This window comes from Streptomyces sp. NPDC002888, assembly GCF_042888465.1.
GTDB lineage: Bacteria > Actinomycetota > Actinomycetes > Streptomycetales > Streptomycetaceae > Streptomyces.
On sequence record NZ_JBIAPU010000019.1, the window covers coordinates 42,963 to 63,884 of the forward strand.

The following is a 20,922-nucleotide window of genomic DNA, read 5'->3' on the forward strand; positions in this document are numbered from 1 at the left end:
GCGGCGCTACGCGCTACGCGCGCCCCGCAGCCTTCTGGCTCCTACGGGACACGGAGTCGATAACCACCGCACCCAGCAGAACCGCACCAGTGATCATGTACTGGATCGACGTGTTCATGTTCAGCAGGTCCAGACCGGTCTGGATCGACTGAATCACCAGCATGCCCAGCAGCGCCGACCACACAGACCCACGCCCACCGAACAGCGACGTACCACCGATAACGGCCGCCGCAATCGCAAGCATCAGCGTGTTGCCGCCGCCGGCATTGAGCGTCGCACTCGCGGTCTGCCCCGCGAAGAACATGCCGCCCACCGCGGCGAACCCACCCGAGATCGCGAACACCGTGATCCGCACCAGCGGCACGTTGATACCCGCACGCCGAGCCGCCTCGATGCCGCCACCGACCGCGAACACCTTCCGCCCGTACGTCGTACGACGCAGCACGAAGTCCACGATCACCAGCGCCGCCAGGAAGATGACCAGCGCGTTGGACACACCCGCGGCGTTGTTCAGCACGGCCGCAGCGGCGAACGAGGCGACAGCGAGCGCGCCCACGCGGATCAGGATCTCGCTGGTGGGCCGGAACGGCACACCCGCCGCACGCCGTCGGCGCTGCTCGCTGAACGAGCCGAAGAGCATGGACAGCACACCGAGACCGGCCAGGATGTACGCACCGATGATGGCCTGGTCCATGAAGAAGGAGTTCTGGCCGAGCAGGTGCACCGGACCCTTCTCGGCCGGGATGTTGATCGTGCCGCTGGAGCCGAGCAGCCACAGCATCAGACCGTTCCAGCCGAGGAAGCCGGCCAGGGTCACGACGAACGCGGGTACGCCGATCTTCGCGAAGAACCAGCCGTGCAGCGCGCCGATGGCGATACCGGTGAGGATGGTCAGCACCAGGGACAGCCACGCGTTCATGGTGTGGTCGACCACGAACACCGCGAACAGCGTGGAGGCCAGGCCGCTGACCGAGCCGACCGAGAGGTCGATCTCACCGAGCAGCAGCACGAACACCAGGCCGATGGCGAGCATGCCGGTGGCCGCCATGAAGTAGCTGATGTTCGACAGGTTGTCGGCGCTGAGGAAGCGGTCGTTCTGCAGCTGGAAGATCGTCCAGATGACGATCAGGCCGATGAAGACCGGCAGCGAGCCCAGCTCGCCACCCTTGATCTTGCGCTTGAACTCCGTGAGGTAGCCCTTGAGGCCCTCCTCGCGGACCAGCAGCCGGGGGTCGACGACGGAGACCGGCGCGGCCGTGGGGTCGTCGGCGGGCGCCACGGTGGACTGCTTCTCCACCTCGACGTCCGACTTCACCGTCTTGGACGTGTCACTCACTTTGCCGCCTCCGCGCTGCGACGCCCCGCACGACGGGTCACGGCGTTCTCCGTGGCGCCCGTGATCGCGGCGATGATCTCTTCGTGGCTGGTGTCCTTCACAGAGAAGGAGCCGTTGTTCTTGCCCAGGCGCAGGACGGCGACGGTGTCCGCGACCGCCTTGACGTCGGCCATGTTGTGGCTGATGAGGATGACGCCGAGGTCGCGCTCGCGCAGCCGCTCGACCAGGTCGAGGACCTGGGCGGTCTGCTCGACGCCGAGAGCGGCGGTGGGCTCGTCGAGGATCACGACCTTGGGGTCGCCGATCAGGGCGCGGGCGATCGCCACGACCTGGCGCTGGCCGCCGGAGAGGCTGGCGATCGGGATGCGCACGCTCGGGATGCGGATGGAGAGCGTGCTCAGCAGCTCGCGGGCGTTCTTCTCCATCGACACCTCGTCGATGACGCCGCGGTGCAGCAGCTCACGCCCGAGGTAGAGGTTGCCGACCACGTCGAGGTTGTCGCACAGCGCGAGGTCCTGGTAGACCGTCGCGACGCCGAGTCCCTGGGCGTCGTGCGGCTTGTTGATGCTGACCGGCCTGCCCTCCCACTCGATGACGCCCTCATCGATGGGGTGGACACCCGCGATCGTCTTGACCAGGGTGGACTTTCCTGCGCCGTTGTCGCCGACCAGGGCGACGACTTCTCCGGCGTGGACCTCCAGTTCGACCTCGGTGAGTGCCTGCACCGCACCGAATCGCTTGGAGACTCCGCGCAACGCCAGCACGGGCGTAGCGGACACGTGAACCATCTCCTTCGCCGCCTGACCGGCGGGGATGCCGCGCTTGGGACATGCGCGGAGGGATGTGCGCAACGCCCCGCGTTTGCGCACAAGGTTTACAAGATGAACATGGGCGAACCCGCTGCCGATGGCAACGGTTTCCGCCGACGCCCGCCCCGCAGCGGGGTGGAAGGTGGGACGGGCGTCGGAGGGGTTCGCGGGACCGCCGGGCGGTCGTGGGGCCCGAGCCCTGTGGCGGGCTCGGGCCGGTGCTCGCGGAGCGAGCCTTACTGCAGGCCGGCCTTCTTGCAGGCGGCGGCGTAGTCAGCGGTGCAGATGTCCTGGACGGTGTACAGCTTGTCCTTGATCACCGTGTCCTTGATGTTGGCCTTGGTGACCGACACCGGGGTCAGCAGCTGGGAGGGCACCTTGTCGCCGGAGCCGCTGGTCAGCGTCTCGGCGGCGAGGGACTTGATGTCCTTGCCCTCGAGCAGGTTGACCGCGAGCTGGGCGGCGGCGTCCGCCTCGGGCTTGAAGGCCTTGTAGACGGTGGAGGACTGGGTGCCGGCGACGATGCGCTGGATGCCCGCGAGCTCCGCGTCCTGACCGGTCAGCGGGATGCCGCTGATGCCGGCGCCCTTGAGGGTGTTGGCGATACCACCGGCCATGCCGTCGTTGGCGGCGTAGACGCCCGCGATGTTCTTGGCACCGAGCTGGGTGATGGCCGCGGACACCTTCTGCGCGGCGACCGTGTCCTTCCAGAGGCCGGACTGCTCGTAGGCGATGTCGACCTTGCCGTCGAGGGCCTTGTGGGCGCCTTGCTTGAACTGACCGGCGTTCGGGTCGGCGTCGTCACCGTTGATCATGACGACCTTCGACTTCGGGGTCGCCTTGGAGCCCAGCGCGTCGAGCAGCGCCTGGCCCTGGAGCTCGCCGACCTTGACGTTGTCGAAGGAGACGTACGCGGAGACCGGGCCCTGCGCGAGGCGGTCGTAGGCGACGACCTTGATGCCCTTGTTGACCGCGGACTGGATCGAGGACTTGATCGCGGCAGAGTCCTGGGCGGAGATCACAATGACCTTCACGCCCTTGGTGATCATGCTGCTGACCTGCTGGGCCTGCTTGCCCGCGTCACCGGCGGCGTTCGCGTACTCGACCTTGCAGTCGGAGCAGAGCTCCTTGGTCTTGGCCTCGAAGTACGGCTTGTCGAACTTCTCGTAGCGCGCGGTGACGCTGTCCGGCAGCAGCAGACCGATGGTCTTGTCGCCTCCGCCGCCGCTCGACGTGCTGCCGCTGTCGGAGTCCTTGTCGCCGGCCTTGCCGCAGGCGGCCACGGACAGGGCCAGCGAAACCGCGGCCGTACCGATCACGACTCTACGCATCGTTGCGTTCATTTCGGGGTGTGCCTCCCTGACGAGGCCGCAGCGCTGCGGCCGAGGTGGCTGGAAGTCAACTCGGCTGCACGTGCGACGTCAAGAAGTAAATACTTAACGAGATGGCAACGGCGTTATTCGTTCTCTAGGTGAAGGCGGGCGCCGCGGCGGTCAGCGTACCGTCCAGAAGGGTCGAATCGCCCATTTCGCTCAGTGCGAGGGCGAGCGCTCCGAGTACCTCCGCGCGACCACCAAGTGCCCCCGGGAGAACGGACAGTTGGCGCGCGGCGCTGGGGATCGCGTAGCGGCCGACGGACTCCCTGATCGGACCAAGGACGAGCTCGCCGGCCTCGGCGAGATCACCGCCCAGGACGACTCGGCTCGGGTTCAGCAAGTTACAAAGGTTCGCTACTCCACTGCCGATATGTCGGCCGACGTCGGCGATCACCCGACGGCAGCCCGGGTCTCCGTCCCTGGCCAGCCGCACCACGCCCTCCATGGTCAGATCGGTGCCGTGGCTGGACTGGAGGAGCGGCAGCACGTAGCGCGCGGCCGTGAAGGTCTCCAGGCAGCCGCGGTTTCCGCAGCGGCAGACCGGACCGGACTCATCAAGAGTAATATGTCCGATTTCCCCTGCGGTGCCACCCGGGCCGCGGTAGATCTTCCCGTCGATCACCAGACCTGCGCCGACACCGCTGGAGACCTTGATGTAAGCAAGATCACGCACGCCTCTGCCGCTGCCCCAGACCAGCTCACCGAGGGCGCCGAGGTTGGCGTCGTTGTCCACGTGGACGGGCACGCCGAGCCGCCCGCGCAGCTCCTCGGCCGGCTTGCTGCCGGTCCAGCCGGGCAGGATGGCGGTCGAGCCCAGGGTGCCCGACTCGACGTCGATGGGGCCGGGGACGCCCAGGCCCACTCCGGCGATCTTGGAATCGTCGATGCCGGTGGCGGCGATCAGGCGATTGACCAGCTCCTCCGCCCGGTCGAAGCCCTGTGTCGCGGAGGCGTCCACGTCGAGCGGCTCGGACTCCTCGGCGAGCACCTGGTGGGCGAGGTTCCCGACCGCGACGCGCAAATGGGTGTGCCCGAAGTCGACCCCTATGACGATGCCCGCGTCCCCGCTCAGGGAGACGGCGCGGGCCCGGCGGCCACCCGCCGAGGTGGGCGTGACCTCGACCGTCCCGCCGTCCTTCAACTCCCGGACGATATTGGAGACCGTCGCCGCGGACAGTCCCGTCGTCCTGGCGATCTCGGCCTGCGTGAGGGACCCGGCCAGCCGCACTGCTCGTACGACCCGCTCCAGGTTGGCTCGGTGCAGCGATGACTGCGACCCCGGAGTCTCCACGACGACCTCCTGCGTGCGGGACCGCAGCGATGAGGCCCCGTCCATGTCCAACTAGTGAACTCTAAGCTGAGCCGTTCGGGTCGCCTCCCGTCAAGAGGTTGAACACTTTCCAGGTGGTTGCACACAGCGCCGAGCGCCGTCCCCGGGTCGGGAACGGCGCGCGTTCGGACGGCTGCGGAGCGCTACGCGAAGGGCGCTACTTGAGCGTGGCCGACGTCAGACCCGCCTGCACCTGGCGCTGGAAGGACAGGTACACGACCAGCATCGGGATCATCGCGATGGTCACGCCCGCGAAGAGGACCGGCAGGTCGGAGGCGTACCCCATCTGCTGCTGGAGCTGGATGAGGCCCTGGGTGAGGACATAGCGCTCCGGATCGTCGCCGCTCTGCGGCTGCATGAGAACCGTCGGCAGGATGAACTGGTTCCACTGGCCCAGGGTGTTGAAGATGCCGACGCTGACCAGACCCGGCTTCGCGATCGGAAGCATCACCTGAAAGAACGTACGCGTATGCGAAGCACCGTCCAGGATCGCCGCCTCGAAGACCGCCGTGGGCAGGGTCCGGAAGAACGAGTGCATGAAGAAGACCGTGAACGGCATCGAGTAGGCGACGTAGACCAGGATCAGGCCCTGGAAGGTGTTCAGCATGTCGAGGCGCTTGACCATGAAGAACAACGGCACCAGCGCCAGGAACACCGGGAACATCGCGCCCGCGACGAAGAAGTAGTACAGGAACCGGTTGCCCCAGAACTGGTAACGGGCCAGCACGTACGCGGCCATGGACCCGAACAGCATCGTCAGCGGCACCGAGAAGACCAGCACGATGACGGTGTTGAGGAAGTAGTCCCCGATGCCCTTGTCCCAGGCCCGGGAGAAGACGTCGAGGGACCAGTGCTGCGGCCAGCCGAAGGCCGAACCGCCGATCTGCACGTCGGTCTTGAAGGAGCTGAGCACCAGCCACAGCAGTGGCAGCACGATCAGCAGGGCCCACAGGGCGAGGAAGCCGTGCGAGAACACGTTCAGTGCGACGCCCTCGCCGCGCCGCTCGCCGGGGTGGGGCGGGGTCTTGTCCACGGGCCGTGGGGCGGGGACGGCCGCGGTCTCCTTGATGGGTGCGCTCATCGTCGTCTCTCTCGCTCAGAACTCGACGCGCTCGCGGCGGGTGGCGCGCAGCGTGACCACGGACAGGACGAGGGTGAGCAGCAGCATGACCACGCCCATGGCGCAGGCGTAGCCGCTCTTCCCGAAGTAGAGGAAGTTGCGCATCATCACGGACGACATGACGTCACTGGCGTGGTCGGGACCGCCGCCGTAGGCGCCCATGTTCTGGGTCATGGAGGCGACCAGCACGAACATGTCCATCGCCACGATGCCCAGGTACACCCAGGCGGTCTGCACGCTGTCCCACAGCAGCGGCAGCGTGATGCGGAAGAAGGACTGGGTGCGGCTCGCTCCGTCGATGAGGGCGGCCTCGTAGATGTCCCTCGGGATGGACTGCATGGCGGCGGAGAACAGCACCAGGTAGAAGCCGACGCCGTGCCAGACGACGACCACGATCAGCGCCCAGCGCACGAACCCCGGCTCGTTCAGCCATTCGACGGGGTTGTTCGCGTCGACCAGCCCGAGCTTGATGAGGAGGCCGTTGAGCATGCCGCCGCCGTCGCTGCGGTACACCGCGTTGAACAGCACCGCGACGATCGCCAGCGACAGTACCTGCGGGAAGAAGTAGATGATCTTGTAGAACTTGGATCCGGCGACCCCGCTGACCCCGCCGGCGCGGCCGCGTCCGCCCGCGTTCACCATGAAGGCGAAGAACAGCGCGAGCAGAATGGTGATCACCGGGACGAACACGAGGAACTGGATGTTGTGCCAGATGGCCTGCTGGAAGACGTCGTCCTGCAACAACGCCCGGTAGTTGTCCAGGCCGACGAAATTGAAGGTCTGCGACTGCCCCTTCCAGTCGGTCAGCGAATAGCCGAACGTCTGGATGTACGGCCAGATCACGAAGATCAGATAAAGCGCCACGGGAACGAACAGAAACCCCGCGACGAAGCGGTACTGCCCTTTGCGCATTGGCTATTCCTGCCCCTGGGTGTCCTCTCCCGGGCCGGAAGGGGTTCCGGCCCGGGATACGGCATACGGTCAGTCCCGGTGGTTCTTCTTGGAGGCCGGATCCTTCGCCTGCTTGTCCACCGCCGCCTGCGCCCGCTTCAGCCACTCCTTCGGCTGGATGCGCTTGGCCATCAGCTCGTTGGACGCGGCCTCGAGGGCGGCACCCATCTCGCTGTACCAGTCGACGTACATGTAGCGGAACGTGTTGTCCCCCGCCGCCTTGGACGCCTCGACCGTCGACTGCGTCCCCGGGCGCAGTTGCACACTCGGATCCACGCCGTCCTTCAGGATCGTCAGCGAGTTCGCCTCCTTGGCGAACAGCGTCGACCACTCCTTGGAGAGCATGCGCCGCATGAACTCCTTGGCCGCGGGCAGGTTCTTCGCCTTCGCCGGGATGATGAAGGGCTCGCCGGCGCCGGCCCGGATCGCCTCGAAGGGCAGCTTGCTGCCGGGCAGCAGCGGCATCGGCATGAACTTCATGTCGAAGTCGGTCGGCGTCGTCTTGAGCTGCTCGTTCTCCAGCCAGGAGCCACTGGTGATGAACGCGGCCTTGTACTGGTTCCAGCGGGTCTGCGACTCGGTGTGGGTCAGGCCGTTCGTACCGGGCATCAGCAGGCCCTTCTCGACGACCTCGTAGATCGCCTCGACGCCCGTCTGCGCCGCCTCGGAGCCGACGAACGCCTTGGGGTCGAGGTTGTCGATCGCCTTCATGGCGTCCAGGCCGCCCGTCTTGGCGATCAGGTCCATGATGGCGACGTTGATGTAGTACGGGTACTTGCCCTGGTGGGCGAGGCCGCCGATGCCCTGCTTCTTGGCGTCCTGGCAGACGGCGAGGAAGTCCGCCCAGGTCTTGGGCTCCTCCCAGCCCTTCTCCTTGAAGAGCTTGCCGGAGTACCACAGGCCCCACACCGTGTAGATGTAGTTGAGGGCGACGACCTTGCCCTCGAACGTGCCCGGGTCGAGCGTGCCGGGGATCAGGGTGTCGCGGACCTTCTTCGAGGGGTCGTCGACCGACGGCGCGTCCAGGACCTCGGCGAGGTCGAGGAGCTGGCCGTTCTTGTTCAGGACATCGACCTTGATCTGCTGCGCGCCGGAGTCGTCGACGATGTCCGGCGGGTTGCCGGCGTTGAAGCGGGGCTGCAGCTTGCCGGTGATCTCCTGGGTGCCGGTATGGGTGGAGGTGACGCCGAGCTTCGTCTTGAAGTCGGCCTCCCACGCCTTGGCGTAGTCGTCGCCGTAGCCGCCCTTGAAGACGACGACGTCGAGTTTGCTGCCCTTCTCGGCGCCGAACGGGTTGTCCTTGGACGTCTTGCCCTTTGCGGTGTTGTCGTTCGACTCGTCGCCCCCGCCGCCGCTGGCACACGCGGACAGGAAGCTCATCGTGGGGACGGTGACCAGGCCGAGCGCGGCGGACCGCTTGATCAGATCGCGCCGGCCGACGCCTCCGGAACCGTGGTTGTCTGCGGAAGTGGATCCCATGCTCAAGTCCTCGCCTTCTCCAGGACTCAGGCGGTGAACCGGATCCTCCCGGGCACCGCGGTCAGGTCAAGCAGGGTCGTGCAGGAAGTGCGCATCATGTGAAGTGCCGACAGGTATAGTCCACTTCCCGCCGACCGAGCAAGATCGAATGCAAGGTTGACCACTGGTCTTTTCCGAGTTGAGACCTCCCGAAAACACGGGAAAGGGCTTTCCACAGTCCTTATTCGGCCATTCCCGCTCGCCGCCGGAGACCCGTCCGTGTCCCCTGTCCCACAATGGTCCGGTCATCACCGAGGGGGTTTTCGTGTCGCTGCCCGTGCCGCCGCCCGTCCTGCCCGATGGTGTCGACCCCGCATGGCTGCCGCCGGAGGCCTTTTGGCCGCTGGGCCGCCGTAGCACCCTGGTCCGCGGGGACGGGCTGCTGGTGGACACCGTGCACGGCGAGGTGGCCGCGGCCTGTGCCCGCTTCGGGGGCGAGGTGGTACGCGCCGCGGAGACCGGCCCGTACGACCTGGTGCTGGAAGTGGCCGACGCCCCGGACCTCGGTGACGAGGGGTTCGCGTGCGCGCGCGTCGGCGGGACGACGACCGTCACCGCGGCCGGTGGGCGCGGGCTGCTGTACGGGCTGTTCCACGTCGTACGGCTCGGCGAGACCGCGTTCGGCGCCGAGCGGCCGCGCGAGACGCACCGGCCGGCGGTGGCACTGCGGGCGCTGGACCACTGGGACAACGTGGCCGTGCACCCGGTGATGGGCCAGGTGGAACGCGGCTACGCGGGCGGTTCGCTCTTCTGGCGGGACGGGGAGGCACGCGGGGAGACCGAACGGGTGCGGGCGTACGGCAGACTGCTCGCGGCCTGCGGGATCAACGCCGTGACCGTCAACAACGTCAACGTGCACGCCACCGAGGCACGTCTGCTCACCGACCGGATCGGCGAGGTCGCCGCCCTTGCCGACGCGCTCCGGCCTTACGGCATCCGGACGCATCTGTCGGTCACCTTCGCCGCGCCGGTCGTGCTCGGCGGGCTCACCACGGCCGACCCGCTCGACGAAGGGGTGCGCCGGTGGTGGGCGGCGGCGGTCGCACGGGTGTACGAGGCGATCGGGGACTTCGGCGGGTTCGTGGTGAAGGCCGACTCCGAGGGCCAGCCCGGTCCGTTCACCTACGGCCGCAGTCACGCCGACGGCGCGAACATGCTGGCCGCCGCGCTCGCCCCGCACGGCGGCACCGTGCGCTGGCGTGCCTTCGTCTACGACCACCGGCAGGACTGGCGGGACCGGTCGACGGACCGGGCGCGGGCCGCGTACGACCACTTCGCCCCCTTGGACGGGGAGTTCGCCGAGAACGCCGTGCTCCAGGTCAAGCACGGGCCCCTGGACTTCCAGGTGCGCGAACCGGTCTCGCCGGTGCTCGGGGCCATGCCGCGCACCCGGCTCGCGCTGGAGGTGCAGGCCACGCAGGAGTACACCGGGCAGCAGCGGCACGTGTGCTGGCTCGGCCCGATGTGGAGCGAGGTGCTGCGGTTCCGGCCCGACGGGGAGGACGGCGGGCCCGGCGTCGGTGACCTGGCCGGCGGTCTGGTCGCCGTGTCCAACGTCGGCGACGACCCCTTCTGGACCGGGCATCCGCTCGCCCAGGCCAACCTGTACACCGTCGGACGGCTCGGCTGGCGGCCGGACGCCGACCCGCACGACCTGCTCGACGAGTGGATCCGCCTGACGTTCCCGCCCGAGGAGAGCACCGACCCCGGACGGCTGCGTGAGGGGCTGCGCGCGGTGCTCCACGGGTCGTGGCGGACGTACGAGAAGTACACCGTGCCGCTCGGCGTCGGCTTCATGGTGCAGCCGGGGCACCACTACGGGCCGAGCGTCGACGGCTACGAGTACAGCCCGTGGGGCACCTACCACTTCGCCGACCGCGACGGCATCGGCGTCGACCGCACCGCGGCCACCGGCACCGGGTACGCGGCGCAGTACGCCAAACCGTGGGCCGAGCTGTACGAGTCCGTGCGGACCTGCCCCGACGAGCTGCTGCTGTTCTTCCACCACGTGCCGTACGGGCACGTCCTGCACAGCGGCACGAGCGTCGTCCAGCACATCTACGACACGCACTTCGAGGGCGTGGCCGAGGTGGAGCAGGCCCGGCGGGTGTGGGCCTCGCTCGCGGACCTCGTGACGCCGGCGCGCCACGCGCGGGTGGCGGAGCGGTACGAGGAGCAGCTCCGCGGTGCCCGCGAGTGGCGCGACCAGATCAACAGCTACTTCTTCCGGAAGTCGGGGGTGCCCGACGCGCGGGGGCGGCACATCCACTGAGTCCGCGGAAACCGTGCTGACAGATGCTGATCGTGGTGCTTATGATGCCGCCGATGATGAACTTCTCCTCGCTCGGATTGGGGGAATCGTCCGCGCAAGGTGAGTGCTGATGGCACATCACTTCGCGAACGGGATTCCGACCCACCTGTTGATGTGGCAGCGCGTGCGCGAGTACGCCGTGCCACTGTCCATGATCGAGACCGCGACCGCGCGGCGTGCGACCGGTGACTGGGCGGGAGCCTGCGCCGCCGCCCGGATCGACGTCGATCTCGATCTGCGCGCCGTGCGCGACCGCCACGGCACCGACCTCGCCACCCGGCTCCGTGCGGATCTGCGCCGGCTGGCGCCGGATCTGCTCCGCTGGCACATGCCCCGGATCGCCCCCGACGGGCGGCTCCGGCCCGGTCTCACCCTCTCCCTGGCCCGTTACCGGCGTTCCGGTGCCGGCCCGCTGCATCTGGTGGTACGGACACCGCCGGCCTGGGCGGACGCCGGACAGCGGATGTCCCTGTCGCTGTGGCAGGAGTCCGGGAAGCGCGCCCCCGGGTACCCCGAGCACCATCCCCACCCGCATCCCGACCGGCGTTTCCGGCTCGATCTGCACCGGCACCTCTGGGACTCCGGGCGGAGCGGCGAGTTGGCGCGGCGATCCGACGGGGGCTCCGACTCCTCGTGGGCCGTGGCACGTTGGGCCGCCGAGGCGGAGGCGCTTCTGCGGGCCGAGGGCCGTCCTCGCGGGGCCTTCACCGTGCGGCTCGGTGGGCGCAGCCGTGCCGTGCTCGAACTCGTCGCCCCCGACGACAGCCATGCCCCGACGTTCCGGCCGCTGCGGGAGGTGCTGCCGCCGCAGGAGGTCGCCGCGCTTCCGGTGCTGCCGGAGGCGGCGGCCCGGGTCCTTCCGGATCTGGAGCTGCTGCGGGCCGGGCTGGTCGCGCCCGATCGACTGCATCCGCTCGTCGCCGCCGCGTTGACCGCGTGCGGCTCGGTGGCGGCGTACGGCTCGGTGGCGGCGTACGGCTCGGTGGCGGCGTACGGTTCGACACTCGCGGCCGGGCCCGTCGCCGGGCCGGGTGATCCGCACCGGGTGGAGTGCCGGGGCGAGGTCCATCGGATCGCGCTGCGGGACGGGGTGCTCACCGCGATCGACCACGACCCGGCCCAGCTGCGCCGGGAGGAGTTGCTGGTGGCGCTCGGCGGGCCGGGTCTGCCCTGCCTGCGGGCGATCGACGCGGCGCACCGCAACCCGGAGGCGCTTCCGGCGGTCAGGGAGCGGCTCGGCCACGGTGACGTCGCCGGGGCGCTGGCCGTGGTCGAAGGGCTGCTCGGTCCGGCCGCGGTCCTGCGTGACGGGCCGCTCCGGGAGGAACTGGAGTCGGCCGCGGCCCGCCGTATCGACCACGGACTCTTCCGTTCGGGGCTGGTCACCACGCACCCCGCTGCCGGCGCGGCAGCGGGCGGTGACGCCGCGGGCGCGGGGCGGACGGAGCCGGACCACCGTCCCCGGATCGACCGCCGTACGCCTCCCGAGATGCGCCTCAAGCGGAGCAGCCGGGGCCGGCCCCGTACAGGTCTGGCCCGCTGACCGCGCCTCAGAGGCCCCGCGCATTCCTCGCCACACGCACCCACCCCATCCGGGCCGGGCTGTCCCGTCCCCCTTATGCCACCCAGGTGATACGCCATGACTTCCAGCACCCAACTCGCCCTTTCCGATTCCCTCCTGACACTCCTTCGGACCACCACCACCGAACCGCGCCCCGACGACCAGCTCGAAGCGCTCACCCTGGCCGTGGCGGCGGACCTGCCCGTGCTCCTCTGGGGCGAGCCGGGCATCGGCAAGACCGCGGCGCTGACGCAGCTCGCCGCATCCCTCGACCTGCCGCTGACGACCGTGATCGCGAGCGTCCACGAGCCGACCGACTTCTCGGGACTGCCCATCGTGGGCGACGACCCGGCGGTGCGGGGCGTGCCGATGGCACCCCCGCAGTGGGCCGTGGAGCTCGTCCGGGCGGGGCGGGGGCTGCTCTTCCTGGACGAACTCTCCACCGCCACCCCGGCCGTCCAGGCCGCGCTGCTCCGGGTGGTGCTGGAGCGGAGGGTCGGTGCGCTGCAACTGCCGCCGGGGGTACGGATCGTGGCCGCCGCCAATCCGCGTGCGTCGGCGGCGGACGGGTGGGAACTGAGCCCGCCGCTGGCCAACCGGTTCGTGCACCTGTACTGGGTGCACGACCAGGACGTGGTGGTACGGGGGCTGGGCGGGGTCTGGCCGCGGGCCGAGCTGCCCCGCCTCCGGCCGGAGCTGCTGCCGGAGGCGGTGGCCTTCGCCCGGCGCGTGGTCTGCGGCTTCCTGAAGGCGCGGCCGACGCTGATCCACCGGCTGCCGAGCACCGAGACACGGCGCGGCGGAGCCTGGCCCTCGCCCCGGAGCTGGGAGAGCGCGTTGACCCTGCTGGCGTTCGGCACCGCGGCCGCCGTCTCCCGGGAGGTGCTGGCGCTGCTGGTGCGGGGCGCGGTGGGAGACGGGCCGGGGCTCGAACTCCTCGCCCATCTCGACCGGATGGACCTGCCGGACCCGGAGTCGCTCCTGTCCGATCCGGCATCCGCCGAGCTGCCGGTGCGGGGCGATCTGCGGCAGGCCGCGCTGGAGGCGGTGGTGGCCGCCGTCGGGGCGCGGCCGGAACGGGACCGGTGGGAGGCGGGCTGGGCGGTGCTGGTCCGTGCGCTGGAGACCGGTGCCCCGGACCTGCTGGTCGCCCCGGCCAAGGCGCTGGCCTCGCTGCGGCGCGACGACTGGGAGGTGCCGGAGGCGGTGGACCGGCTGGCCGCGGTCGTCGGGATCGCCGGCCGCGCGGACCGGTCGGTGGAGCGGGCCGCGGCCGGACAGGTCCAGGGTGCGCGCCGATGACGGGGTCCGTGAAGCGGCCGTTGCCGCGGCCGATGTCCCCGCCTCCGCCGCCGCGCCCGGTGCGGGCCACGCTGCCGACGCCACCGGCCGGCGCGGGCGGGCCGGACGGCGTCCCCGGACTCCCCCTGGACATGCAGAAGTTGCTGGCCGCCCGGCTGCACGCGGTCAAGGTCCGCCCTTACCTCTCCGACGCGCTCTTCGCGCTGCACGTGGTCGAGGACCGGTCGGTGCCGACGATGGCGGTCGACGCGTACTGGCGCTGCTACGTCTCCCCCGGTTTCGTGGCGCGGACTCCGGTGGAGGAGCTGGCGGGCGTCTGGGTGCACGAGGTCTCCCATCTGCTCCGGGACCACCACGGGCGGGGCGAGCGCTACGCGCGCGAGAACGAGGAGCACGGGCCGGGCTCGCGAAGCGAGATGGGGGTCCCCCCGGCCGAAGGCTGGGGGAGAAGCGAGACGGGGGTCCCCCGGGCCGACGGCTGGGGGAGGCTGCGGCGGAACATCGCCGCCGACTTCGAGATCAACGACGACATCTACGGCGATGGCCTGCCCCGGCCCGCCGGGGCGCTGCTTCCGTCGCTGCTGGGGCTGCCCGACGGTCTGCTGATGGAGGAGTACCTGCGCAGGGCGTCGCTGTCCGGGCTCGCCGCCGACCTGGCCTGGCTGGACTGCGGCAGCGGGGCCGACGGGCAGGAGCGGCCGTGGGAGCTGGGACCCGACGGGGCCCACGGGCTGACCAGGCAGCAGCGGGACGCGGTGCGCTTCCGGGTCGCCGAGGGGATCAAGGGGCGGCCGGGTGACGCCCCGGACGGGTGGCGGCGATGGGCGGACGAGGCCTTTCATCCGCCGCAGCCGTGGCGGCAGCTGCTGGGGGCGGCGGTACGGTCCGCGGCGAGTGCGCCGGGGGTGGGCGAGGACCACAGCCACCGGCGTCCGTCCCGGCGCTCGGCCGCCCTCCCCGGGGTGCTGCTGCCGAGTCTGCGCCGTACCCCGCCCCGGGTCTGCGTCGTGATCGACACCTCCGGGTCGGTGAGCGACGCGGAGCTGGGCAGCGCGCTGCTGGAGGTGGCGGCGATCGCGCGGGCGGTGGGGGGGCGCCGTGATCTGGTCTCGGTGATCGCCTGTGACGCGGCGGCCGACGTCGCCGCCCCGCTCTGCCGCGCCGAGGACATCGCACTGATCGGCGGCGGGGGGACGGATCTGCGCTCCGGTTTCGCCCGTGCCCTCCGCTCACGGCCCCGCCCGGACGTGATCGTCGCCCTGACGGACGGCCAGACACCATGGCCCTCCGCACAGCCGCCCTGCCGTACCGTCGTCGGCCTCTTCTCCCGTCCCGCCCGGGTGAACGAGCGGAACCCGGACTACGTCCCCGACACACCGCCGGCCTGGGCACGTGTCGTCACCATCGGCTGACCCGGCCGGTGGGCGGGCCGACGCGACGGTCTACTCGACGCGCAGGACCGCCACCCCCAGCGGATCGAGGGACAAGGGCTCGCCCCGCTCGACCCGCTTGCCGGTGAGCAGGTCGGTGGCGGTGGTGTGCGCGGTCAGGTGGACCGGGGCGGCCGCGTGGTTGAGGAGGAACAGCAGACGGGTGCCGTCGGGGGCGACGCGGTTCGCGGTCTCGACGGCGGTGTGGTCGGCGTACGGGCCGATCAGGTCGTGCCGGGCGAGGACACGCCGTACGACGTGGTCGACGCCGGGCTGGTCGAGGGCGGTGGCCACGTACCAGCCCTCCCCCGCGCCGAAGGCGTTCCGGGTGACGGCGGGGGTGCCCGCGTAGAAGTCGGCGCCGTACGTGCCGACCGGCTCGGCGCCGCGCGGCTGCACGATCTCGAAGACGAGCCGTGCTTCGGTTGTGAACTCCCCCAGTTGTACGGGCTGTACGACGTCCTCCGGCCGGGCGTCCCACTCGTCGACGCGGATGCCCAGCAGCGGGGCCAGCGGTCCGGGCACGTCGGCCAGGAAGGCGCGGTCGTGTTCGTCGGAGCGGGCGGTGAGGAAGGTGGCCAGGACGCTGCCGCCGCGCCGGGCCACCGCCTCCAGACGCTCGGCGAGGTCACCCTTGACCAGATGCAGCACGGGGGCGAGGACCACGTCGTACGGGGTGAGGTCGACGGTGACCGGGACGACGTCCACGTCCGCGCCGGCCTCGCGGGCGGCCCGGTAGTAGGCGTGCACCACGTCCTGGTAGCGGACCAGCCGGGAGGGCCCGTCGGAGATCTCCAGCGCCCACCAGCTGTCCCAGTCGAAGAGCAGCGCGGTACGGGACGGGGTGCGGGCGCCGAGCGAGGCGTCGCCGAAGTCGGACAGCTCCCGTCCCAGGGCGGCGACTTCGCGGAAGACGCGGGTGTCGTCGCGGTCGGCGTGACCGATGACCGCGCCGTGGTACTTCTCGCAGGCGCCGCGTGAGGCCCGCATCTGGAAGTAGAGGGCGGCGTCGGCTCCATGGGCGACGGCCTGCCAGGTGGCGAGGCGGAGTTCGCCGGGGCGCCTGAGGGGGTTCACGTCGCGGCAGGCGGTGGTGGACGGGGTCTGCTCCATGAGCCAGAAGGGGGCGCCGTCCTTCAGGCCGCGCATCAGGTCGTGGCCGAGGGCCGGACGGGTGGGCGGGGCGTCGAGTGGCGGGTAGCTGTCCCAGGAGGCGAAGTCGAGGTGGGGCGCCCAGCGGTGGTAGTCGAGCGGGCGGTAGGCGCCCATGAAGTTGGTGGTGACGGGGGTGCCCTGGTCGTGGGCGCGGATGGCCTCCTTCTCGGCGGTGAAGCAGCCGAGCAGGGCGTCGGTCATGAAGCGCTGGTAGTCGAGGGTGATGCCCTGGAAGGCGGTGTGGTCGGGGCCGCGCCAGTGCTCGGTGAGCGCGCTCGGCGGTTCGATCTGGTCGAAGTCGGTGTAGCGGTGCGACCAGAAGGTGGTCCACCAGGCGTCGTTGAGGGCGTCCAGGGTGCCGTGCCGTTCGCGCAGCCAGCCGCGGAAGGCCTCGGCGCACAGGTCGCAGTAACAGGCGCCGCCGTACTCGTTGTTGATGTGCCAGGCGAGCAACGCCGGGTGTTCGGCGTACCGTTCGGCGAGGCGTCCGGCCAGCTCGGTGGCGAGGCGGCGGTAGGCGGGTGAGCTGGGGCAGAAGTTGTGCCGCTGGCCGTAGCGGTGGCGGCGGCCCTCGAAGTCGGTGCGGTTGACCTCGGGGTACTTCTTGGCGAGCCAGGGCGGGAGCGCGGCGGTGCCGGTGGCGAGGCAGACGCCCCGGCCCTCGGCGGCCGCGCGCTCCAGGATGCGATCCAGGACGGTGAAGTCGTAGGTGTCCTCGTCGGGTTGGGTGAGCGACCAGGAGAAGACACCGACGGTGAGGGTGTCGATGCCGGCGTCGGTGAACAGGCGGTGGTCCTCGTCCCACACCTCCTCGGGCCACTGCTCGGGGTTGTAGTCGCCGCCGTAAGAGATCTTGGGGGTCATACGGTGAAGTCCTTCTGGGTCTCGGCGATCACCGGGCGGCCGGCGTGCAGCAGGGAGAGCAGCAGCGGGGCCGCGAGCAGGGCGGGCAGGGCCTCGGTCAGCAGCGCGGTCAGGCCGCCGGTCAGGACGAGCAGGGAGGCCGCGGCGAGGGTGGCGCGGCCGTGCCGGATCAGGAAGTACCCGGCCAGGCGGGCGGTGTCACGAGTACGGAAGGCGAACAGGGAGGTGAGGACGAGCGCGTGCGCGCCCCAGAGGAGGGCGGCGAAGCCGATGGCCGCGAGGAGCACCGCCCACCAGCCCGGCAGGCCGGTGGCGGCGAAGTGGGTGAGGGTGAACGCGATGACGGTCAGCCACGCGAGGAGTGGCGTCCACAGCTTCAGGGCGGGCACGGCGTTGAGCCGCCAGCCGCGCAGGTAGACACGGGCCGGGTGGAGTTCGGTGAGGTCGCGGCTGCGGTGGTGGAGGGCGTAGACCGCGGCGGAAAGGGCCGGGCCCAGCGGCAGCAGGCAGGCCGCGGCGAGCGGCAGGTTGGCCGGGTCCGTGCCGAGGAAGAGCAGGCCGGCCAGGCCGGGGGCGGCGGTTGCCAGGAGCAGGAGCTCGGTGACGAGGAGGGTGTGCAGGAGGGCGGCGGCGCGGGAGAGGGTTCCGGTGCCGAAGTCGGTCGTACGGACGGTGCTGCTCATGACGCTGCCTCCTCCGGCCCCGGCTCGGCGCCCAGCAACCGGCGTTCGTCCCACCAGGGCGGGGTCTCGTCCTCGACCGGGGACAGCTCCACGAGGGTGATCTCGTGGCGGGCCAGGGTGAGGTGCAGGTCGGCGCGGCCGTCCTCCAGGGGGAGCCGCCGGTGGGTGCGGGCGGGCTCGGACGCCTCGTGCAGGACGGTGAGCTGGCCGGGCTTGGGTGAGCGTGGGCTGCCCATGCGGCGCCAGGCGGTGTACGCGTTGCCGTGCTCCTCGTCCACGGTGGACCGGCGCACGAAGGCCTCGCCGCGCGGCCGGGTGCCGACCGGGACGGAGAGGCGCAGGGTGTGGCGGTCCGTGGGGTCGGCGGGGTCGGCGGGCGCCCAGGCGAGGACGGTCACCCGGCCGTCGCCGTGCCGGGTGACCAGGTGGTCGCCGCCGCGGGCGAGCAGTTCGGAGCCCATCCGGGCCATGAACGCGTACAGGTGGTACGTCGGCTTGCGCACCTGCCGGTGGGTGAGCAGGCCGAAGCCGCCGTGGAAGAGGGCGGTGGGAATGCCGACCTCCTCGAACATGTCGCTGAACGTCCAGTACGAGAAGGAGTCGGCGTGCTCGGCGCCGCCCGCGACGACCGGGGCGAGGTAGGCCGCGTGGAAGGCCGTGTCGTGAACCGGGTTGTCGGGGCGGTAGGAGGAGTTGAACTCGGTGATGTGGACGGGTAGTTCGGCGAATTTCGTGCCCTTGAGCTGCCGTCTCGGCGTGGCGAACTGGTCTAGGAGGCTCTCGGCCGGTGCGAGGGTCTGGTGGACGCCGAAGGGGACGTGCTGGGCGGGCCCTGAGCTGTAGGCGTGGCGGGAGACGAAGTCGACGGGGACGTCGCGGAGTTCGGCGAACTCGGCGAAGCGGACCAGCCACTCGTCGGCGCCGGGTGAAATCGCCGGGCCGCCCACCTGGAGGCCCGCGTCCACCTCCTTCACGGCGTGCGCGGTCACCTCGTACAGCCGGTGGTACGCCGCCTCGTCCGCGCCCTGCCAGAAGTCGGGCAGGTTGGGTTCGTTCCACACCTCGATGGGCCAGGTGCGAACCTCGTCGAGGCCGTAGCGGTCGACGAGGTGGACGAGGGTGGCGCGGACGAGGGCGGCCCACTCCTTGTGGGAGCGGGGCGGGGTGACGTTGCCCCGCCACCAGAAGATCGTCTGGTCGCCGGAGGCCAACCCGTCGGGCATGAAGCCGAGTTCGAGGAAGGGGCGGATGCCGAGGCCGAGGTAGGCGTCGACGACCTGGTCGACGTAGGTGAAGGCGTGGTGGACGTGCCGGGCGCCCTCCCACTCGTAGGGGCGGTGCACGCCCATGCCGTCGCTGAGCAGGCCGTGGCCGCGGATGTGCCGGAAGCCGATCTCGCGCTGGAGCAGGGCGAGGGAGTCCTGGTAGTCGCGGCGCAGGGCGAGTTCGATGCGGCCGGTGCCGACGCAGTGGCGCCAGGCGTCGGAGAGCCGGCCGGTCGCGGCGGCGGGGACGCGGATCACCCGTTCTCCTTCTTGAACCGCTCGTACGCCTTGTTGTGCAGGTCGACGAGCTGCTGCATGTTCTTCGACTTCAACTCGGTGACGTAGGCGTCCCATTCGGAGACCGGGCGCTTGCCGAGGACGAACTTGAGCGTGTTCTGGATGGCGTAGTCCTTCAGCGGGGTGTCCCAGAGCGTCGCCTGCTCCTGCTCGAAGGACTGGAGCGGGTGGGCCGGGTCGACGGGCAGTTCCTTACGCTGGGACATGACGTCCTGGAACTTCTTCTCGTCCGGGCCGAAGGAGGAGGAGACCAGCTTCCAGCTGCCGCCGTAGGTGAAGACACCGTTGAAGAAGCCGAAGTCCTTCTGGAGGTCCTTCGGGGCGTCCGGATCGGAGCCCATCAGGCTGATGCCGGGCTTCAGTTGGTAGGTGTCACCGGACTCGGTGTACGTGACGCCCTTGACGCCCCACTTGCAGAGCTCCTGGCCCTCGTCCGAGTACCAGAGCCAGTCCACGAACTGCATCATCGCGACGAAGGTGTCGCTCTTGAGGGCCTTGCTGGAGATCATGACGCCGTTCTCCAGCCGGATTCCGCTCAGCAGGATCGGGCCGGCCGGCCCGAGGGGCACCGGGATCATCTCGATCGTGGCGCCCTTGACCTGCTTGTTCAGGTTGTAGCGGTAGTTCTGCACCAGCTCCTGCGGATTGGCACTGATCACATAGGACTTCTCGCCCAGCAGCTTCTGCACGGCCTGGTCGTCCTGCTGCGTGAAGCTCTCCGGGTCCAGCAGCTTCTCGGCGACGAGTTTCCTCATGAACTCGACCATCTGGCGGTAGCTGTCGGTCGCGGCGGTGAAGACGAACTTCTGGGCCTTGGTGTCGAAGCTGATGTTGTCGTAATTCCAGCCCGCCTTCACGCCGTACGCCTGGCCGAGGTAGCCGAACAACGCGCCGCACGGGAAGGGGGTGTTGGTGCTCCAGCGGTCGGTCCAGGGGTACTTGTCGGGGTACTCCGCCTTGAGCGCCTTGAGGACGTCGTACACCTCGTCCCAGGTGGTCGGCAGGGTAAGGCCGTGCTTGCCGAGGATGTCGGTGCGGAAGGACAGCGAGTAGCCGGACTTGGGCCTCTCGTGCAGGCCGGGCAGCAGGTAGTACTTGCCGTCGGACTGGCGGATGGAGTCGAGCTCGGGCTCCAGTCTCCATTTCTTGACCTTGGCCTGGAAGTTGGGCATCAGGTGCACGTACTCACTGACCGGGAGGATCGCGCCGGACGACACGAACGCGACCTCGGCGGGGTGGTACGTCTTGGGGATCAGGAAGGGGGCGTCACCCGCGCCGATGAGGACGCTGCGCTTCTTCTCGTAGTCCGCCAGCGGGACGTCGAGCGGCTTCAGGGTGATCCCGGTGCGCTGGGTGACCTCCTTCCAGAACAGCCAGCTGCTCTTGAGGGGGTAGACCGGGTTGTCGTTGTGGAGCATCGAGAAGGACAGCGGCTTCGCGGCCTTGAACCGCTGCCCGGCCCGGTACTCCTTCATCGCGCCGTTCTGCTTCTTCGACAGGTCCTTGCCGTCCCCGCCGTCGTCACCACTGCCGCACCCGGTGAGAGTGGCCAGGCCTATGAAGCCGGCGGCGGCCAGGATCTGACGCCGCGACAGCTCTCCCGCGTTCTTCACG

15 protein-coding genes are annotated in these 20,922 nt (G+C 70.1%); 4 read left to right on the forward strand and 11 right to left on the reverse strand.

What is annotated here, in order from left to right:
• Positions 1–13 precede the first annotated feature (13 nt).
• The 7 genes from ACFYWX_RS28715 to ngcE form a co-directional block, all read right to left on the reverse strand.
• Positions 14–1,336: a sugar ABC transporter permease gene (locus ACFYWX_RS28715; RefSeq protein WP_389427011.1), complete on the reverse strand. Its 1,323-nt coding sequence runs from the start codon at positions 1,334–1,336 to the stop codon at positions 14–16.
• Entirely contained in the window at positions 1,333–2,124 is a 792-nt protein-coding gene (locus ACFYWX_RS28720; RefSeq protein WP_389427012.1) for an ATP-binding cassette domain-containing protein, read from the reverse strand. Before ACFYWX_RS28720 ends, ACFYWX_RS28715 begins: the two co-directional genes overlap by 4 nt.
• Positions 2,125–2,381: 257 nt before the next feature.
• Entirely contained in the window at positions 2,382–3,476 is a 1,095-nt protein-coding gene (locus ACFYWX_RS28725) for a sugar ABC transporter substrate-binding protein (protein ID WP_389427013.1), read from the reverse strand.
• 136 nt (positions 3,477–3,612) lie between these two features.
• Positions 3,613–4,812, reverse strand: a complete 1,200-nt coding sequence (locus ACFYWX_RS28730; protein WP_389427164.1) for an ROK family protein — start codon at positions 4,810–4,812, stop codon at positions 3,613–3,615.
• A gap of 196 nt (positions 4,813–5,008) precedes the next feature.
• The gene (locus tag ACFYWX_RS28735; RefSeq protein ID WP_389427014.1) at positions 5,009–5,932 is read right to left on the reverse strand and encodes a carbohydrate ABC transporter permease; all 924 of its coding nucleotides are present in this window, start codon (positions 5,930–5,932) and stop codon (positions 5,009–5,011) included.
• A 15-nt stretch (positions 5,933–5,947) separates the two neighbouring features.
• Complete coding sequence (locus ACFYWX_RS28740) at positions 5,948–6,883, reverse strand: carbohydrate ABC transporter permease (protein ID WP_389427015.1); 936 nt, start codon at positions 6,881–6,883, stop codon at positions 5,948–5,950.
• A gap of 69 nt (positions 6,884–6,952) precedes the next feature.
• The gene (gene ngcE, locus ACFYWX_RS28745) at positions 6,953–8,401 is read right to left on the reverse strand and encodes an N-acetylglucosamine/diacetylchitobiose ABC transporter substrate-binding protein (RefSeq protein WP_389427016.1); all 1,449 of its coding nucleotides are present in this window, start codon (positions 8,399–8,401) and stop codon (positions 6,953–6,955) included.
• Positions 8,402–8,711: 310 nt separating this feature from the next.
• Here ngcE and ACFYWX_RS28750 point away from each other — a divergent pair, with 310 nt between their 5' ends.
• The 4 genes from ACFYWX_RS28750 (at position 8,712) to ACFYWX_RS28765 (ending at position 15,026) form a co-directional block, all read left to right on the forward strand.
• Positions 8,712–10,712: an alpha-glucuronidase gene (locus ACFYWX_RS28750; protein ID WP_389427165.1), complete on the forward strand. Its 2,001-nt coding sequence runs from the start codon at positions 8,712–8,714 to the stop codon at positions 10,710–10,712.
• 109 nt (positions 10,713–10,821) lie between these two features.
• The gene (locus tag ACFYWX_RS28755; protein ID WP_389427017.1) at positions 10,822–12,294 is read left to right on the forward strand and encodes a hypothetical protein; all 1,473 of its coding nucleotides are present in this window, start codon (positions 10,822–10,824) and stop codon (positions 12,292–12,294) included.
• 96 nt (positions 12,295–12,390) lie between these two features.
• Positions 12,391–13,614, forward strand: a complete 1,224-nt coding sequence (locus ACFYWX_RS28760; protein WP_389427018.1) for an AAA family ATPase — start codon at positions 12,391–12,393, stop codon at positions 13,612–13,614.
• A 131-nt stretch (positions 13,615–13,745) separates the two neighbouring features.
• Positions 13,746–15,026: a VWA-like domain-containing protein gene (locus ACFYWX_RS28765; protein WP_389427166.1), complete on the forward strand. Its 1,281-nt coding sequence runs from the start codon at positions 13,746–13,748 to the stop codon at positions 15,024–15,026.
• A gap of 30 nt (positions 15,027–15,056) precedes the next feature.
• Here the strand turns inward: ACFYWX_RS28765 and ACFYWX_RS28770 are convergent, their stop codons facing one another.
• Genes ACFYWX_RS28770 through ACFYWX_RS28785 form a run of 4 tightly spaced genes read right to left on the reverse strand, consistent with a single transcriptional unit; the run spans position 15,057 to position 20,921 of the window.
• Positions 15,057–17,063: a beta-galactosidase gene (locus tag ACFYWX_RS28770; protein WP_389427019.1), complete on the reverse strand. Its 2,007-nt coding sequence runs from the start codon at positions 17,061–17,063 to the stop codon at positions 15,057–15,059.
• On the reverse strand, positions 17,060–17,746 hold the full coding sequence (locus ACFYWX_RS28775) for a hypothetical protein (protein ID WP_389427020.1): 687 nt from the start codon (positions 17,744–17,746) through the stop codon (positions 17,060–17,062). The genes ACFYWX_RS28770 and ACFYWX_RS28775 overlap by 4 nt, the downstream gene beginning before the upstream one ends.
• On the reverse strand, positions 17,743–19,269 hold the full coding sequence (locus ACFYWX_RS28780; protein WP_389427021.1) for a xylan 1,4-beta-xylosidase: 1,527 nt from the start codon (positions 19,267–19,269) through the stop codon (positions 17,743–17,745). Before ACFYWX_RS28780 ends, ACFYWX_RS28775 begins: the two co-directional genes overlap by 4 nt.
• Positions 19,266–20,921 (reverse strand): extracellular solute-binding protein, encoded by a 1,656-nt coding sequence (locus ACFYWX_RS28785; protein ID WP_389427022.1) that lies wholly within the window; start codon positions 20,919–20,921, stop codon positions 19,266–19,268. The genes ACFYWX_RS28780 and ACFYWX_RS28785 overlap by 4 nt, the downstream gene beginning before the upstream one ends.
• Position 20,922: the final 1 nt, after the last annotated feature.